The organism is Escherichia sp. F1 (genome assembly GCF_046764225.1).
Taxonomy (GTDB): Bacteria; Pseudomonadota; Gammaproteobacteria; order Enterobacterales; family Enterobacteriaceae; genus Escherichia; species Escherichia coli.
On sequence record NZ_CP177202.1, the window covers coordinates 1245078 to 1261950 of the forward strand.

Annotated in this window: 15 protein-coding genes; 11 read left to right on the forward strand and 4 right to left on the reverse strand. The window is 52.3% G+C overall.

Going from position 1 to position 16873, the window contains the following annotated elements; genetic code table 11:
- Positions 1-7: 7 nt before the first annotated feature.
- The 4 genes from recO (at position 8) to shoB (ending at position 2361) form a co-directional block, all read left to right on the forward strand.
- Positions 8-736 (forward strand): DNA repair protein RecO, encoded by a 729-nt coding sequence (recO, locus tag ACK8NJ_RS05985; protein WP_000399404.1) that lies wholly within the window; start codon positions 8-10, stop codon positions 734-736.
- A gap of 11 nt (positions 737-747) precedes the next feature.
- Positions 748-1479, forward strand: coding sequence for a pyridoxine 5'-phosphate synthase (gene pdxJ, locus ACK8NJ_RS05990; RefSeq protein WP_001295365.1), 732 nt, complete (start codon positions 748-750; stop codon positions 1477-1479).
- Positions 1479-1859 (forward strand): holo-ACP synthase, encoded by a 381-nt coding sequence (gene acpS / locus ACK8NJ_RS05995; protein WP_000986029.1) that lies wholly within the window; start codon positions 1479-1481, stop codon positions 1857-1859. Before pdxJ ends, acpS begins: the two co-directional genes overlap by 1 nt.
- A gap of 421 nt (positions 1860-2280) precedes the next feature.
- Positions 2281-2361, forward strand: a complete 81-nt coding sequence (gene shoB / locus ACK8NJ_RS06000; protein WP_000128776.1) for a type I toxin-antitoxin system toxin ShoB — start codon at positions 2281-2283, stop codon at positions 2359-2361.
- Positions 2362-2555: 194 nt separating this feature from the next.
- Here the strand turns inward: shoB and yfhL are convergent, their stop codons facing one another.
- Together yfhL and ACK8NJ_RS06010 are read right to left on the reverse strand one after the other, a co-directional pair.
- Positions 2556-2816 (reverse strand): 4Fe-4S dicluster ferredoxin YfhL, encoded by a 261-nt coding sequence (gene yfhL, locus ACK8NJ_RS06005; RefSeq protein WP_001196285.1) that lies wholly within the window; start codon positions 2814-2816, stop codon positions 2556-2558.
- A 55-nt stretch (positions 2817-2871) separates the two neighbouring features.
- Positions 2872-3720: a MurR/RpiR family transcriptional regulator gene (locus ACK8NJ_RS06010; RefSeq protein ID WP_001296301.1), complete on the reverse strand. Its 849-nt coding sequence runs from the start codon at positions 3718-3720 to the stop codon at positions 2872-2874.
- Positions 3721-3928: 208 nt separating this feature from the next.
- Here ACK8NJ_RS06010 and yfhb point away from each other — a divergent pair, with 208 nt between their 5' ends.
- Together yfhb and tadA are read left to right on the forward strand one after the other, a co-directional pair.
- The gene (gene yfhb / locus ACK8NJ_RS06015; RefSeq protein WP_411962244.1) at positions 3929-4564 is read left to right on the forward strand and encodes a phosphatidylglycerophosphatase C; all 636 of its coding nucleotides are present in this window, start codon (positions 3929-3931) and stop codon (positions 4562-4564) included.
- Positions 4565-4621: 57 nt separating this feature from the next.
- Entirely contained in the window at positions 4622-5125 is a 504-nt protein-coding gene (tadA, locus tag ACK8NJ_RS06020; RefSeq protein ID WP_001297409.1) for a tRNA adenosine(34) deaminase TadA, read from the forward strand.
- Here the strand turns inward: tadA and mltF are convergent.
- Positions 5122-6678 carry a membrane-bound lytic murein transglycosylase MltF gene (gene mltF / locus ACK8NJ_RS06025; RefSeq protein ID WP_411962245.1) on the reverse strand — a complete coding sequence of 519 codons (1557 nt, stop codon included), beginning with the start codon at positions 6676-6678 and terminating at the stop codon, positions 5122-5124. The genes tadA and mltF overlap by 4 nt on opposite strands.
- A 257-nt stretch (positions 6679-6935) precedes the next feature.
- Between mltF and purL the strand changes: the two genes are divergently transcribed.
- The 5 genes from purL to glnB all read left to right on the forward strand — a co-directional run bounded on the left by purL (position 6936) and on the right by glnB (position 15424).
- The gene (gene purL, locus ACK8NJ_RS06030; protein WP_000970168.1) at positions 6936-10823 is read left to right on the forward strand and encodes a phosphoribosylformylglycinamidine synthase; all 3888 of its coding nucleotides are present in this window, start codon (positions 6936-6938) and stop codon (positions 10821-10823) included.
- A gap of 574 nt (positions 10824-11397) precedes the next feature.
- The gene (qseE, locus tag ACK8NJ_RS06035; protein WP_019843105.1) at positions 11398-12825 is read left to right on the forward strand and encodes a two component system sensor histidine kinase QseE/GlrK; all 1428 of its coding nucleotides are present in this window, start codon (positions 11398-11400) and stop codon (positions 12823-12825) included.
- Between the two features lie 162 nt (positions 12826-12987).
- On the forward strand, positions 12988-13701 hold the full coding sequence (qseG, locus tag ACK8NJ_RS06040) for a two-component system QseEF-associated lipoprotein QseG (RefSeq protein ID WP_001215884.1): 714 nt from the start codon (positions 12988-12990) through the stop codon (positions 13699-13701).
- On the forward strand, positions 13691-15025 hold the full coding sequence (gene glrR / locus ACK8NJ_RS06045) for a two-component system response regulator GlrR (RefSeq protein ID WP_001298983.1): 1335 nt from the start codon (positions 13691-13693) through the stop codon (positions 15023-15025). The genes qseG and glrR overlap by 11 nt, the downstream gene beginning before the upstream one ends.
- A 60-nt stretch (positions 15026-15085) precedes the next feature.
- Positions 15086-15424 (forward strand): nitrogen regulatory protein P-II, encoded by a 339-nt coding sequence (gene glnB, locus ACK8NJ_RS06050; RefSeq protein WP_000717694.1) that lies wholly within the window; start codon positions 15086-15088, stop codon positions 15422-15424.
- Positions 15425-15468: 44 nt separating this feature from the next.
- Here glnB and hmpA read toward each other — a convergent pair whose 3' ends face one another.
- On the reverse strand, positions 15469-16659 hold the full coding sequence (gene hmpA, locus ACK8NJ_RS06055) for an NO-inducible flavohemoprotein (protein WP_407228028.1): 1191 nt from the start codon (positions 16657-16659) through the stop codon (positions 15469-15471).
- Positions 16660-16873: the final 214 nt, after the last annotated feature.

Genomic DNA, 16873 nt, shown 5'->3' on the forward strand with positions numbered 1-16873 from the left:
AACTCCGATGGAAGGCTGGCAGCGCGCATTTGTCCTGCATAGTCGCCCGTGGAGCGAAACCAGCCTGATGCTGGACGTCTTCACGGAGGAATCGGGTCGCGTGCGTCTGGTTGCCAAAGGCGCACGCTCTAAACGCTCTACTCTGAAAGGTGCATTACAGCCTTTCACCCCTCTCTTGCTACGTTTCGGCGGGCGTGGCGAAGTCAAAACGCTGCGCAGTGCTGAAGCCGTCTCGCTGGCGCTGCCATTAAGCGGTATCACGCTTTACAGCGGTCTGTACATCAACGAACTTCTCTCCCGCGTACTGGAATACGAGACGCGCTTCTCTGAACTCTTTTTCGATTACTTGCACTGCATTCAGTCTCTTGCCGGGGTCACTGGTACGCCAGAACCCGCGCTGCGCCGCTTTGAACTGGCACTGCTCGGGCATCTGGGCTATGGCGTCAATTTTACCCATTGTGCGGGTAGCGGCGAGCCGGTAGATGACACCATGACGTATCGTTATCGCGAAGAAAAAGGGTTTATCGCAAGCGTCGTTATCGACAATAAAACGTTCACCGGAAGGCAGTTAAAAGCGTTAAACGCGCGGGAATTTCCTGACGCAGACACACTGCGCGCCGCGAAACGCTTTACCCGCATGGCGCTTAAGCCGTATCTTGGCGGTAAACCATTAAAGAGCAGGGAACTGTTCCGGCAGTTTATGCCTAAGCGAACGGTGAAAACACATTATGAATGATGAGGATTGTCATGGCTGAATTACTGTTAGGCGTCAACATTGACCATATTGCAACGCTGCGTAACGCACGCGGTACTGCTTACCCGGATCCGGTGCAGGCGGCGTTTATTGCTGAGCAGGCGGGAGCGGACGGCATTACCGTGCATTTACGTGAAGATCGCCGCCACATTACTGACCGTGATGTGCGCATCCTGCGTCAGACGCTGGATACCCGCATGAATCTGGAGATGGCGGTGACCGAAGAGATGCTGGCGATCGCCGTTGAAACAAAGCCGCATTTTTGCTGCCTGGTACCTGAAAAGCGTCAGGAAGTAACAACCGAAGGCGGCCTGGACGTCGCAGGGCAGCGTGAAAAAATGCGCGATGCCTGCAAACGTCTGGCAGATGCCGGGATCCAGGTTTCTCTCTTTATCGACGCCGATGAAGAGCAGATCAAAGCTGCGGCAGAGGTTGGTGCACCGTTTATCGAGATCCACACAGGTTGCTATGCTGATGCCAAAACTGACGCCGAACAGGCGCAAGAGCTGGCGCGTATCGCCAAAGCCGCGACCTTTGCCGCTAGTCTCGGTCTGAAAGTTAACGCTGGTCACGGTCTGACCTATCACAACGTGAAAGCTATTGCTGCCATCCCTGAGATGCATGAACTGAATATCGGTCATGCCATTATTGGTCGTGCAGTGATGACCGGACTGAAAGATGCGGTGGCAGAAATGAAGCGTCTGATGCTGGAAGCGCGTGGCTAATGGCAATATTAGGTTTAGGTACGGATATTGTGGAGATCGCTCGCATAGAAGCGGTGATCGCCCGATCCGGTGAGCGCCTGGCACGCCGCGTATTAAGCGATAACGAATGGGCAATCTGGAAAACGCACCACCAGCCGGTGCGTTTTCTGGCGAAGCGTTTTGCTGTGAAAGAAGCGGCGGCAAAAGCGTTTGGCACCGGGATCCGCAATGGTCTGGCGTTTAATCAATTTGAAGTATTTAACGATGAGCTCGGCAAACCACGGCTACGGCTATGGGGTGAGGCATTAAAACTGGCGGAAAAGCTCGGCGTTGTAAATATGCATGTAACGCTGGCAGATGAACGCCACTATGCTTGTGCCACGGTAATTATTGAAAGTTAAAAAAATACCGTTCTCTTTATAAAGTAAAACCCCCGAACTGGTAAGGAACGGGGGTTTTCACTTTACAACTTTAATTTTGTGCAGCACACGATTCCAACAGAAATGATTATGGATCAATTTCGTTATCCTGTACAAGCAACTTGCAATCTCTGACATAAAAAACGCGAGCCTTTACGAAGAAATCGACATTGATAAAAAGATTAACGTGACCGCTTTTTGATAAGTACATTAAAATCGGTTTCGTTATTGGCAATTTTGCTGTGCTTTACACCATGCCACTGAATTCCCCCATTGAAACGAGTGGTGTCGTCAAAGCTCTGGTGTGGAGTGCAGCACTCGATTCCAATAACTCGCACGTTCAGTTTTGGGGAGATGTAAGGGCTAATCTGAACGGCTGCATTCCTTGTTTAAGGAAAAACGAATGACTGATTGCCGATACCTGATTAAACGGGTCATCAAAATCATCATTGCTGTTTTACAGCTGATCCTTCTGTTCTTATAACATAAGGAAACGTACTTAAGGCGCGTCAGGTTAACCAGCCAGGCGCGCCTTTAATAATTATAAATAAGTGCTTATACAGATAGTGTTATCATTCATGAAATAATTGATATTTATGATAACATCACGAAAATAAATATAAGAACCTGAAGGCTCACACTATAAAGTCAACAATAGTCTACTCCAGGAGCAGAATATTAAATTTTATCCGCGTGGTGCATCAGCACAAATTTATCCCACAATTGTTCTTCCGTCTCGACATGTTGCGGATCTTTCACAATAGTATTGGGGATCGGGCACACCTTCTGGCAGGTTGGTGTCTCGTAGTGCCCTACGCACTCGGTACACTTATCGCTGTTAATCTCGTAGATATGATCGCCCATTGAAATCGCCTCATTCGGGCATTCGGGTTCACACATATCACAATTGATGCATTTTTTAGTGATTAACAGCGCCATAAGGAAACTCTCAAAACAACACAAACCGGGCGGGCATTATACGCGCATTCTTTACTCAGACCAGTTTTTTCACCAGCGCTTCACTATGACGAATACGTTCTGGTGCCAGTTCCAGATCCTGCTGAATCAGCGCAATGAACAGCAAATCCGTTAACATTCCCTGCGCGTGACAAGCAGAGATTGAAGCACTGTTTGTCGCTTGTTCTTCGGCAATGGTATACAGGCAATGAGAAGCGCGCTGTTGCAGGGCATTGGGAGTAAAGCCGGTAATCGCCAGCACTTTTCCGCCCACTCGCAGCATCTCATCTGCCGCCAGGTTTAACTCGCGTCGTACACCGGTGTAGGAAATGGCTAATAACAGATCGTCAGGGGACGACGCCTGTACTGTTGCGAGTAGCGCATGCATATCGCGCACTGCGGCAGCATTGAAGCCAATCTTCATCAGCTTCCAGGCAAAGTTTTGCGCCACCAGACCCGAAGCGCCAATACCGGTCAGAATTATCCGCCGCGCAGAGCGCAACATTGCCACGCACTCATGCAACTTCTCTTCACTATTAACGTTTAGCGTTGCGTACATGGCGGCAGTATTTTCTTTAATCAGTTTTTCGCCGACCAGCCGTAACGGATCATCACCGCGGATTTGGTTATGAATGGGCACGGAGGGAGATTCCGGCTGGCTTGCCAGCGCTTCACTCAACGCCAACTTAAGTGCCGGAAAACCTTTATAGCCGAGTTTTTGCGCGAACTTCACGACGCTGGACTGACTGACTCCGGCTTCGTTGGCCAGTTGCTGAGAGCTTAAATGGCGCGCCGTATCAGGTTGTAGCAGCAGATAATCCGCCAGTTTTTTATCACTCTGGGCAAGCCCCTGGTAACGCTGACGGATACGAAGTAAGCCGTTCATATCTTTCCTCGCGATGAAATAGTGGCGACAACAGGCAATATGAGACAAACGCGAGTGAATTTTATATTCCATTGCCGCTAATTTCCATGAATTAAAAATTCCAGTTAGCCATGATGCGGTCGATTGTTGCCGGAAAAGTGATGATCTATCTGTTAGGCTATGTAGTAGCGAAAATTAATCAGGATGTTTCAGTCCAGAGGAGTATGGTTTGGCAACTCACGAGCGTCGTGTGGTGTTTTTTGACTTAGATGGAACATTGCATCAGCAGGATATGTTCGGCAGTTTTTTGCGTTATTTACTGCGTCGCCAACCGCTGAATGCATTGCTTGTCATGCCGTTGTTGCCGATCATAGCCATTGCGTTATTGATAAAAGGTCGTGCGGCACGCTGGCCGATGAGTCTGCTTCTGTGGGGATGCACTTTTGGTCACAATGAAGCGCGTTTGCAGGCGTTGCAGGCCGATTTCGTACGCTGGTTTCGTGACAATGTTACCGCCTTTCCGCTGGTTCAGGAGCGATTAACCACCTACCTGTTAAGTTCCGATGCTGATATCTGGTTGATTACCGGCTCTCCGCAGCCGCTGGTTGAAGCGGTTTATTTCGATACTCCCTGGCTGCCGCGGGTTAATCTTATCGCCAGTCAGATTCAGCGTGGCTATGGTGGTTGGGTATTGACGATGCGTTGCCTCGGGCATGAGAAGGTCGCGCAACTGGAGCGTAAAATCGGCACGCCACTGCGGTTGCACAGTGGCTATAGCGACAGTAATCAGGACAACCCGCTGCTTTATTTCTGTCAGCATCGTTGGCGAGTAACCCCGCGCGGTGAACTCCAGCAACTGGAATAGAGTAAAGCATAGCGTCCGTGTATAATGCGCCGCGCTTTTATAACCGGAGTTTTCTTTTTGTCTGAAGTCGAATTTAGCCACGAATACTGGATGCGTCACGCGCTGACGCTGGCAAAGCGTGCCTGGGATGAGCGGGAAGTGCCGGTCGGCGCGGTATTAGTGCATAACAATCGTGTTATTGGCGAAGGCTGGAACCGTCCGATTGGTCGACATGATCCCACCGCACATGCAGAAATCATGGCTCTGCGGCAGGGCGGTCTGGTGATGCAAAATTATCGTCTGATCGACGCCACGTTGTATGTCACGCTTGAACCCTGTGTAATGTGTGCCGGAGCGATGATCCACAGTCGCATTGGTCGCGTGGTCTTTGGTGCGCGTGACGCGAAAACTGGCGCTGCGGGATCTTTAATGGATGTGCTGCATCATCCGGGTATGAATCACCGAGTGGAAATTACCGAAGGAATACTGGCGGATGAGTGCGCGGCGTTGCTCAGTGACTTCTTTCGCATGCGCCGCCAGGAAATTAAAGCGCAGAAAAAAGCGCAATCCTCGACGGATTAATTTTGTTTCTCTTCACTCCCTTTCCTGGAAAACAGCAGAGAGGGAGAGTGGGTCAAATAGTTTGATGACGACTGGGAAAGAAACGAGAGAAAAGGAAATTTCTCTTTGCCCAACTCCGTAGGCGATACCGCCGGATAATCCTGCGCCAGTTGCATCGCCGCTTCTGTAGCCTGCTTCTCTTTCTCCTGCAGATAACCCACCAGGCTAATCTGATACTTACGAATATTTTCGACATAAGCGTAGGCTTCATGCCCACGAGCGTAGCCGTAAGTCAGCTTGCTGTAATAGGGTTTCTGGCTAAGTAAAGGCAGACGCTGTTTTACGTCAGCCCAACTGTCAGGATTACCTTTGGTTTTTGCCGTCAGGGCGCGGGCATCCAGCATATGCGCATAGCCCATATTGTACGCGGCGAGGGCAAACCAAATCCGTTCGTTCTCCGGCACACTTTCCGGCACTTTACTCATCATATCCTGCAAATAACGCACGCCGCCGCTGATGCTCTGTTCGGCATCGGTACGATCCGTAATGCCGAGGCTTTGCGCGGTATTTTTGGTTAGCATCATCATGCCGCGCACACCCGTCGGTGAAGTGGCCTGCGCATCCCAGTGCGATTCCTGATAAGCAATAGCGGCCAGCAAACGCCAGTCAATTTCTTCGGCGTATTTCTCAAACAGGGGCTTTAACTGCGGCAGTACCGCATCGACGGCGCGTAAAAATGTGCGCGTATCGACGTAATCAAAATCATCGCCATGCCCCAGGTATTTCTCTTCAATGCGTGCCAGAGTACCGTCTTCATTCATTTCGTTGAAGAAATCGAGCAGAGCGGCGGAAAGGGTATTATCGCCATCTAATGGGCTAAACCAGGTCACCGGTTGTTCATCGGTAATGTCGAGCGCTACGGCGAGTTCCGGATGAACGCGCTGAAACAGGCTAATGGCAACAGAATCAGCAATGGTGTAATCGAGTTTTCCTTCGATGACATCTTCCATTAATTCCGCAGAGCCTTTTTTGTCGTCAACCTTCCAGCTTAATTCCGGGAATTTTGTTTCTTTCAGGGTCTGGAGATCGTTAACCACCACATGACCCGGTGCAACGGTGAGTTGCTCCGCCGTCAGGTTGCCCAGCGTACGTGGGCGATACTGACCCACTTTATAAACCAGTTGTTGTGAAACGGAGTAGTAGGTCGGGCCTGGCTGATAATTTTTAACCCTTTCGCTGTTATAGACCAGTCCTGCCGCCAGCAGGTCGGCGTTACCATTATCGAGGTCGTCAACCAGCTGGCTGATATTCTGCCGCACGGTCACTTTCAGTTTTACGCCGAGGTAATCGGCAAACTGTTTCGCCAGTTCGTAATCCAGGCCAAAAGGTTTCCCGTTGATTTCGTTATAAGTCAGGGGAGTATGAATGGTGCTCACACGCAACTCTCCCCGCGCTTGAATGGCGGCGATACGGTTGTCGGCTTTACCAAACCAGGGAATGGATGGCCAGAGAGCGACCGCGAGCAGCAGTGCCAGAATGCCGATGAACAGATAATTAATCTTTAATTTTTTCAATTAGTTAATTCTCTGTGTCGTGCGCGTCCCAGCTTGAAAAAACGTAATAATAGTGAAAGGTTTACTCATAAATGAGCGGCATTTTGCGTAAACCTGCGCCAGTTGGCAACTTATTACAGCCATTGGCGGCACGCGTTGCTAATTCGCGATGGTGATTTTATTTCCACGCAAACGGTTTCGTCAGCGCATCAGATTCTTTATAATGACGCCCGTTTCCCCCCCTTGGGTACACCGAAAGCTTAGAAGACGAGAGACTTATGATGGAAATTCTGCGTGGTTCGCCTGCATTGTCGGCATTCCGAATCAACAAACTGCTGGCACGTTTTCAGGCTGCCAGGCTCCCGGTTCACACTATTTACGCCGAGTATGTCCATTTTGCTGACCTCAATGCGCCGTTAAACGATGATGAGCACGCACAACTTGAACGCCTGCTGAAATATGGCCCGGCACTCGCCAGCCACGCCCCGCAAGGCAAACTCCTGCTGGTGACCCCGCGTCCTGGCACCATCTCTCCCTGGTCTTCGAAAGCGACCGATATTGCCCATAACTGCGGGCTGCAACAGGTAAACCGTCTTGAGCGCGGCGTGGCTTACTATATAGAAGCCGGTACGCTGACCAATGAACAATGGCAGCAGGTTACCGCTGAACTGCACGACCGCATGATGGAAACGGTCTTTTTTGCTTTAGATGATGCAGAGCAGCTGTTTGCACACCATCAACCGACTCCGGTCACCAGCGTTGATTTGCTGGGGCAGGGCCGTCAGGCGCTAATCGACGCTAACCTGCGTCTTGGCCTGGCACTGGCGGAAGATGAAATTGACTATTTGCAGGATGCTTTCACAAAGCTTGGTCGTAACCCGAACGACATCGAACTGTATATGTTTGCCCAGGCGAACTCCGAGCACTGCCGCCACAAAATTTTTAACGCCGACTGGGTTATCGATGGTGAACAGCAGCCGAAATCGCTGTTTAAGATGATCAAAAACACCTTCGAAACCACGCCGGATCACGTTCTCTCTGCTTATAAAGATAACGCCGCCGTAATGGAAGGTTCTGAAGTGGGCCGCTACTTTGCTGACCACGAAACGGGCCGCTACGATTTCCATCAGGAACCGGCGCATATTCTGATGAAAGTCGAAACTCACAACCACCCGACGGCGATTTCTCCGTGGCCGGGCGCGGCGACCGGTTCCGGCGGTGAAATCCGCGATGAAGGTGCCACCGGGCGCGGCGCGAAGCCGAAAGCTGGTCTGGTCGGTTTCTCCGTGTCCAACCTGCGAATTCCTGGCTTCGAACAACCGTGGGAAGAAGATTTCGGTAAGCCTGAGCGCATTGTCACCGCGCTGGACATCATGACCGAAGGCCCGCTGGGTGGCGCGGCATTTAACAACGAATTTGGTCGTCCGGCACTGAACGGCTACTTCCGTACTTATGAAGAAAAAGTGAATAGCCACAATGGCGAAGAGCTGCGCGGTTATCACAAACCGATCATGCTGGCGGGCGGGATCGGCAACATTCGCGCCGATCACGTACAAAAAGGCGAGATCAACGTTGGTGCGAAGCTGGTCGTTCTCGGCGGCCCAGCAATGAACATCGGTCTTGGCGGCGGCGCGGCGTCTTCCATGGCGTCAGGTCAGTCTGATGCCGACCTCGACTTTGCTTCCGTACAGCGCGACAACCCGGAGATGGAGCGTCGCTGCCAGGAAGTGATCGACCGTTGCTGGCAGCTTGGTGATGCCAACCCAATCCTGTTTATCCACGACGTCGGCGCTGGCGGTCTTTCTAACGCCATGCCGGAACTGGTGAGCGACGGCGGGCGCGGCGGTAAATTTGAACTGCGCGATATCCTGAGCGACGAACCGGGCATGAGCCCGCTGGAAATCTGGTGTAACGAATCCCAGGAACGCTACGTGCTGGCGGTTGCTGCCGATCAGTTACCGCTGTTTGACGAACTGTGTAAGCGTGAGCGCGCGCCATACGCGGTGATTGGTGAAGCGACCGAAGAACTGCATCTTTCTTTGCACGATCGTCATTTTGATAATCAGCCGATCGATCTGCCGCTGGACGTACTGCTTGGTAAAACGCCGAAGATGACCCGCGAAGTACAAACGCTGAAAGCGAAGGGCGATGCGTTGGTTCGTGAAGGGATTACTATTGCTGACGCGGTGAAACGCGTGCTGCACCTGCCGACCGTGGCAGAGAAAACTTTCCTGGTGACCATTGGCGACCGCAGCGTAACCGGCATGGTGGCGCGCGATCAGATGGTGGGTCCGTGGCAGGTGCCGGTCGCTAACTGCGCGGTCACTACCGCCAGCCTCGACAGCTACTATGGCGAAGCGATGGCAATTGGCGAGCGTGCGCCGGTTGCGCTGCTGGATTTCGCTGCCTCTGCCCGTCTGGCGGTCGGTGAAGCGTTAACCAATATTGCCGCAACACAGATTGGCGATATCAAACGCATTAAACTTTCCGCCAACTGGATGGCGGCGGCAGGCCACCCTGGTGAAGATGCGGGCCTGTATGAAGCCGTTAAAGCTGTGGGCGAAGAACTTTGTCCGGCGCTGGGCCTGACGATCCCGGTGGGTAAAGACTCTATGTCGATGAAAACCCGCTGGCAGGAAGGTAACGAAGAGCGCGAAATGACGTCGCCGCTGTCGCTGGTGATTTCTGCATTTGCCCGCGTGGAAGATGTGCGTCACACCATCACGCCGCAGCTTTCTACCGAAGATAACGCATTACTGCTGATTGATCTGGGCAAAGGCAATAACGCGCTGGGCGCAACGGCGCTGGCGCAGGTTTATCGTCAGCTTGGCGACAAACCGGCAGATGTACGCGACGTCGCGCAACTGAAAGGTTTCTATGACGCGGTTCAGGCGCTGGTAGCACAGCGTAAGCTGCTCGCGTACCACGACCGCTCTGATGGCGGCCTGCTGGTAACGCTGGCGGAAATGGCCTTTGCTGGTCATTGCGGCATTGACGCGGATATCGCCACTCTGGGTGACGATCGCCTGGCGGCGTTGTTTAACGAAGAACTGGGTGCGGTGATTCAGGTTCGTGCCGCTGACCGTGAAGCAGTTGAAGCGGTACTGGCACAGCATGGGCTTGCTGATTGCGTCCATTATGTTGGGCAGGCGGTTTCCGGTGACCGTTTTGTGATTACCGCCAACGGGCAGACTGTATTCAGCGAAAGCCGCACCACGTTGCGTGTCTGGTGGGCAGAAACTACCTGGCAGATGCAGCGCCTGCGTGACAACCCGGAGTGTGCCGACCAGGAGCACCAGGCGAAATCAAACGACGCCGATCCGGGCCTGAATGTAAAACTGTCGTTCGATATCAACGAAGATGTGGCAGCACCGTATATTGCCACTGGCGCACGTCCGAAAGTTGCTGTGCTGCGTGAGCAGGGCGTGAACTCGCATGTTGAAATGGCGGCAGCTTTCCACCGTGCAGGCTTCGATGCTATCGACGTGCATATGAGCGACCTGCTGGCTGGACGTACGGGCCTGGAGGATTTCCACGCCCTGGTCGCGTGCGGTGGTTTCTCCTACGGTGATGTGCTGGGTGCCGGTGAAGGTTGGGCGAAGTCTATCCTGTTCAATGACCGTGTACGCGATGAGTTTGCAACCTTCTTCCATCGTCCGCAAACGCTGGCGCTGGGGGTATGTAACGGTTGCCAGATGATGTCTAATCTGCGCGAACTGATCCCAGGTAGTGAGTTGTGGCCACGTTTTGTGCGCAATACCTCCGATCGCTTTGAAGCGCGTTTCAGCCTGGTTGAAGTAACCCAAAGCCCGTCTCTGCTGTTGCAGGGGATGGTGGGCTCGCAAATGCCGATTGCTGTCTCTCATGGTGAAGGGCGCGTGGAAGTGCGTGATGCGGCGCATCTGGCGGCACTGGAAAGCAAAGGGCTGGTGGCACTGCGCTATGTCGATAACTTCGGTAAAGTCACTGAAACCTACCCGGCTAACCCGAACGGTTCACCGAACGGTATTACGGCGGTTACGACTGAAAGTGGTCGAGTCACCATTATGATGCCGCACCCGGAACGTGTTTTCCGTACTGTCAGCAACTCCTGGCATCCGGAAAACTGGGGCGAGGATGGGCCGTGGATGCGTATTTTCCGCAATGCACGTAAGCAGTTGGGGTAAGCCGTCAACCCATTGGTTTTGCAGCCGGATGAGGCATTCACGCCGCATCCGGCATTAAGCACCAACCACTATTATTAGCTCCCAACTTCGGGAGCTTTTTTGTGTCTGTAAATCACGACAATGGGTGGTTTACCGTGTCGCTTTCTGGCGACACTTAACTCATTGATTTTAATGGCATCTAATAAGTTTATCTTAAGTTGTCTCTTTTTAGCGACACAGTGGCTGATTTACATTCAAATAGCGAAGAAGCCATAAATCCCTCAAAGCAGCGTATAATCAGTACGTTACCAAACTATTTTCTTTATTGGCACAGTTACTGCATAATAGTAACCAGTGGCTCATTCACCGACTTATGTCAGCCCCTTCGGGACGTGCTACATAAAATTCGAATGACGCACAACAAGGTGCCTGCCGTCCAACTTCTGATATCAGCGTAGCTATATCAACCATCGGGCGAAACGTCGAGTTAGGCACCGCCTTATTCCATAACAAAGCCGGGTAATTCCCGGCTTTGTTGTATCTGAACTTCCCCTCGGTTAGCATCAGGCTATTCGCGTCTGACGAGAGTAACACCTTGAAACGCTGGCCCGTTTTTCCCCGCTCATTACGACAACTGGTAATGCTGGCATTTTTGCTGATTCTGCTGCCCCTGTTGGTGCTGGCATGGCAAGCCTGGCAAAGCCTGAATGCGCTTAGCGATCAGGCGGCGCTGGTTAACCGCACTACGCTTATTGATGCCCGGCGCAGTGAAGCGATGACCAACGCGGCGCTGGAGATGGAGCGTAGTTACCGTCAGTATTGCGTGCTGGACGACCCAACCCTGGCGAAGGTTTATCAAAGCCAGCGCAAGCGTTACAGCGAAATGCTCGATGCCCACGCAGGCGTACTGCCAGACGATAAACTTTACCAGGCATTGCGTCAGGATTTGAACAATCTGGCTCAACTTCAGTGTAACAACAGCGGTCCCGATGCCGCCGCCGCCGCACGTCTTGAAGCCTTTGCCAGTGCCAATACCGAAATGGTACAGGCCACGCGCACAGTGGTGTTCTCTCGTGGGCAGCAGCTTCAGCGTGAAATCGCCGAACGTGGGCAATATTTTGGTTGGCAATCGTTGGTGCTATTTCTGGTGAGTCTGGTGATGGTACTGCTTTTCACGCGGATGATTATCGGTCCGGTAAAAAATATCGAGAGGATGATCAACCGGTTGGGGGAAGGGCGTTCTCTGGGCAATAGCGTCTCGTTCAGTGGACCGAGCGAGTTACGCTCGGTTGGGCAACGTATTCTTTGGTTAAGTGAGCGCCTGTCATGGCTGGAATCCCAACGCCATCAATTCTTAAGACATTTATCTCATGAATTAAAAACGCCGCTGGCGAGTATGCGCGAGGGCACTGAATTACTGGCTGACCAGGTTGTCGGGCCGCTTACGCCAGAGCAAAAAGAGGTGGTGAGCATTCTTGATAGCAGCAGCCGCAATTTGCAAAAGTTGATCGAACAACTGCTTGATTACAACCGTAAACAGGCGGACGGTGCGGTGGAACTGGAGAATGTTGAGTTAGCGCCACTGGTGGAAATGGTGGTTTCTGCTCATAGCCTGCCCGCACGGGCTAAAATGATGCATACCGACGTCGATCTCAAAGCAACAGCTTGCCTGGCGGAGCCAATGCTGCTGATGAGCGTACTGGATAATCTTTACTCCAATGCGGTGCACTACGGGGCTGAATCCGGTAACATTTGCCTTCGCAGCAGTTTACATGGCGCGCGGGTTTATATTGATGTCATCAATACAGGCACACCCATTCCGCAAGAGGAACGCGCCATGATCTTTGAACCCTTTTTTCAGGGAAGCCACCAGCGAAAAGGGGCGGTGAAGGGCAGCGGTCTGGGATTAAGCATTGCCAGGGATTGTATTCGCCGTATGCAAGGGGAACTGTATCTGGTCGACGAGAGCGGGCAAGACGTTTGTTTCCGCATTGAATTGCCGTCGTCGAAAAACACGAAATAATGCTAACAGCCTATCCCATCAGGCTATTTTATTTGCCAGTTTGGCCCCGGAAGTGCTCGAAATCTTCACGTACGACTTGTACGCTCCGGTTTCTCCGCGCTGTCCATGTCCAAACTGCTGCAACAATTACGCCCACTGGGAAAGGCGCTAAGTCTGGTGAATATGCGACACATTTTTCAACGATTATTGCCCCGACGGCTGTGGCTGGCAGGGCTGCCATGTCTGGCATTGCTGGGTTGCGTGCAGAGTCACAATAAACCAGCCATTGATACGCCAGCAGAAGAAAAAATTCCGGTTTATCAACTGGCTGACTATCTTTCTACCGAATGTAGCGACATCTGGGCGCTGCAAGGTAAATCAACCGAAACCAATCCGCTTTACTGGCTGCGGGCGATGGATTGTGCTGATCGTTTAATGCCTGCGCAGTCGCGTCAGCAAGCTCGCCAATATGACGACGGCAGCTGGCAAAAGACCTTTAAACAAGGGATTTTGCTCGCCGACGCCAAAATTACGCCGTATGAGCGCCGCCAGCTGGTCGCGCGCATTGATGCGCTAAGTACCGAGATCCCGGCACAGGTTCGCCCTCTGTATCAACTCTGGCGCGACGGTCAGGCGCTGCAACTGCAACTGGCGGAAGAGCGCCAACGCTACGGCAAACTCCAGCAATCCAGCGACAGCGAGCTGGATACATTGCGCCAGCAACATCACGTTCTACAGCAGCAACTGGAACTCACCACCCGCAAGCTGGAAAACCTGACTGATATTGAACGCCAGCTCTCGACCCGCAAACCGGCTGGAAATTTCTCGCCGGATACGCCGCACGAGAGTGAAAAGCCCGCGCCATCCACCCATGAGGTCACTCCTGATGAGCCATAAACCTGCGCATTTATTATTGGTCGATGACGATCCGGGATTGCTGAAACTGCTTGGCCTGCGCCTGACCAGCGAAGGCTACAGCGTGGTCACGGCGGAAAGTGGTGCTGAAGGATTACGGGTACTGAATCGCGAAAAAGTAGATTTAGTTATCAGCGACCTGCGGATGGATGAAATGGATGGTATGCAGCTGTTTGCTGAAATCCAGAAAGTGCAGCCGGGAATGCCGGTAATTATTCTTACCGCGCATGGTTCTATTCCCGATGCCGTTGCTGCAACACAGCAGGGCGTTTTTAGTTTCCTCACCAAGCCTGTCGATAAAGACGCGCTATATCAGGCAATTGACGATGCGCTGGAACAATCCGCGCCAGCCACCGACGAACGTTGGCGCGAGGCGATTGTCACCCGCAGCCCGCTGATGCTGCGTTTGCTGGAACAGGCGCGGCTGGTGGCGCAATCAGACGTCAGCGTTTTGATTAATGGCCAGAGCGGCACCGGGAAAGAGATTTTCGCCCAGGCTATCCACAACGCCAGCCCGCGCAATAGCAAACCATTTATTGCTATTAACTGTGGTGCATTGCCCGAGCAATTGCTGGAGTCGGAGCTGTTTGGTCATGCGCGTGGCGCGTTTACTGGCGCTGTCAGCAATCGCGAAGGTTTATTCCAGGCGGCGGAAGGCGGTACGCTATTTCTCGATGAGATTGGCGATATGCCCGCACCGTTGCAGGTTAAACTGCTGCGCGTGTTGCAGGAGCGTAAAGTGCGCCCGCTGGGCAGTAACCGCGATATTGATATCGACGTGCGGATTATTTCTGCCACTCACCGCGACCTGCCAAAAGCGATGGCGCGCGGGGAATTCCGTGAAGACCTCTATTACCGCCTCAACGTTGTCAGCCTGAAAATTCCGGCACTGGCGGAGCGCACAGAAGACATTCCGCTACTGGCAAATCACCTGTTGCGCCAGGCGGCAGAGCGACATAAACCGTTTGTCCGCGCGTTCTCCACCGATGCGATGAAACGCCTGATGACCGCGAGCTGGCCGGGTAATGTGCGCCAGTTGGTCAACGTGATTGAACAGTGCGTGGCGCTGACCTCATCTCCGGTGATTAGTGATGCGCTGGTGGAGCAGGCGCTGGAGGGTGAAAATACGGCGCTGCCAACCTTTGTTGAGGCACGTAATCAGTTTGAACTCAACTATTTGCGTAAGCTGCTGCAAATTACCAAAGGCAACGTCACCCACGCGGCGAGAATGGCGGGGCGCAACCGGACAGAATTTTATAAACTGCTTTCCCGACACGAGCTGGATGCAAACGATTTCAAGGAATGAATTGGCGTTATGTGTTACGTTTAGCAGATCAAAAGACAGGCGACCTTTTCAAGGAATAGCATGAAAAAGATTGATGCGATTATTAAACCCTTCAAGCTGGACGATGTTCGCGAAGCACTGGCTGAAGTCGGCATTACCGGCATGACGGTCACTGAGGTGAAAGGTTTTGGCCGCCAGAAAGGCCATACCGAGCTGTACCGCGGCGCGGAGTATATGGTGGATTTTCTGCCGAAGGTGAAAATTGAGATTGTCGTACCGGACGACATTGTCGATACCTGTGTTGATACCATTATTCGCACGGCGCAAACCGGCAAAATCGGTGACGGTAAAATCTTCGTCTTTGACGTGGCACGGGTCATTCGTATCCGTACCGGTGAAGAAGACGACGCGGCAATTTAAACCGCGTCAAGGGTTGCCGGATGTTTCCATCCGGCAACATCAAATCACAGCACCTTATGCGGGCCAAAGCATTCGTAATGAATGTTTTCCTGCTTCACGCCCAGATCCACTAACTGTTTCGCGGCAAACTGCATGAAGCCAACCGGGCCGCAGAGATAGAACTGCATTGTCGGATCGCTGAACGCACCTTCCAGTTTGCTCAAATCCATCAGACCTTCACTATCAAACTGACCTTTAGCGCGATCGGCTTCGCTCGGCTGACGATACCAGGTGTGCGCGGTAAAGCGCGGCAGTGCTTGCCCCAGTTCCTTAACTTCATCGGCAAAGGCGTGAACATCGCCATTTTCTGCCGCATGGAACCAGTTCACTTGTGCTATGTGGCCAGCTTTTGCCAGCGTGTCGAGCATTGCCAGCATTGGCGTTTGACCGACACCGGCAGAGATTAACGTCACTGGTGTGTCATCTGCGACAGCCATAAAGAAATCACCTGCTGGAGCGACCAGTTTCACGACATCGCCAACATTGGCGTGATTGTGCAGCCAGTTGGATACCTGCCCACCCTCTTCGCGTTTCACCGCAATACGATAGCCTTTGCCATCCGGTTTGCGAGTCAAAGAGTACTGACGAATTTCCTGATGCGGGAAACCTTCCGGCTTCAGCCAGACGCCGAGATATTGCCCCGGACGGTATTCTGCCACTGCGCCACCGTCGACCGGCTCCAGTTCGAAGCTGGTGATAAGCGCGCTGCGCGGTGTTTTAGCCACAATGCGGAAATCGCGAGTACCTTCCCAGCCACCGGCTTTGCTGGCGTTTTCGTTATAGATTTCCGCCTCGCGATTGATAAATACATTAGCCAGTACGCCATAGGCTTTACCCCATGCGTCCAGCACTTCCTGGCCCGGGCTGAACATTTCGTCCAGCGTCGCCAACAGGTGTTCGCCGACGATGTTGTACTGTTCCGGTTTGATCTGGAAACTGGTGTGCTTCTGCGCGATTTTTTCTACCGCTGGCAGCAGCGCAGGCAGGTTTTCAATATTACTGGCGTAGGCGGCAATGGCGTTAAACAGGGCTTCACGTTGATCGCCATTACGCTGGTTACTCATGTTAAAAATTTCTTTGAGTTCTGGGTTATGAGTAAACATACGGTCGTAGAAATGGGCGGTTAACTTTGGCCCCGTTTCCACCAGTAAAGGGATGGTGGCTTTTACTGTAGCGATGGTTTGAGCGTCAAGCATATGGTCTTCCTTTTTTTGCATCTTAATTGATGTATCTCAAATGCATCTTATAAAAAATAGCCCTGCAATGTAAATGGTTCTTTGGTGTTTTTCAGAAAGAATGTGATGAAGTGAAAAATTTGCATCGCAAACCTGAAAAGAAATCCGTTTCCGGTTGCAAGCTCTTTATTCTCCAAAGCCTTGCGCAGCCTGAAGGTAATCGTTTGCGTAAATT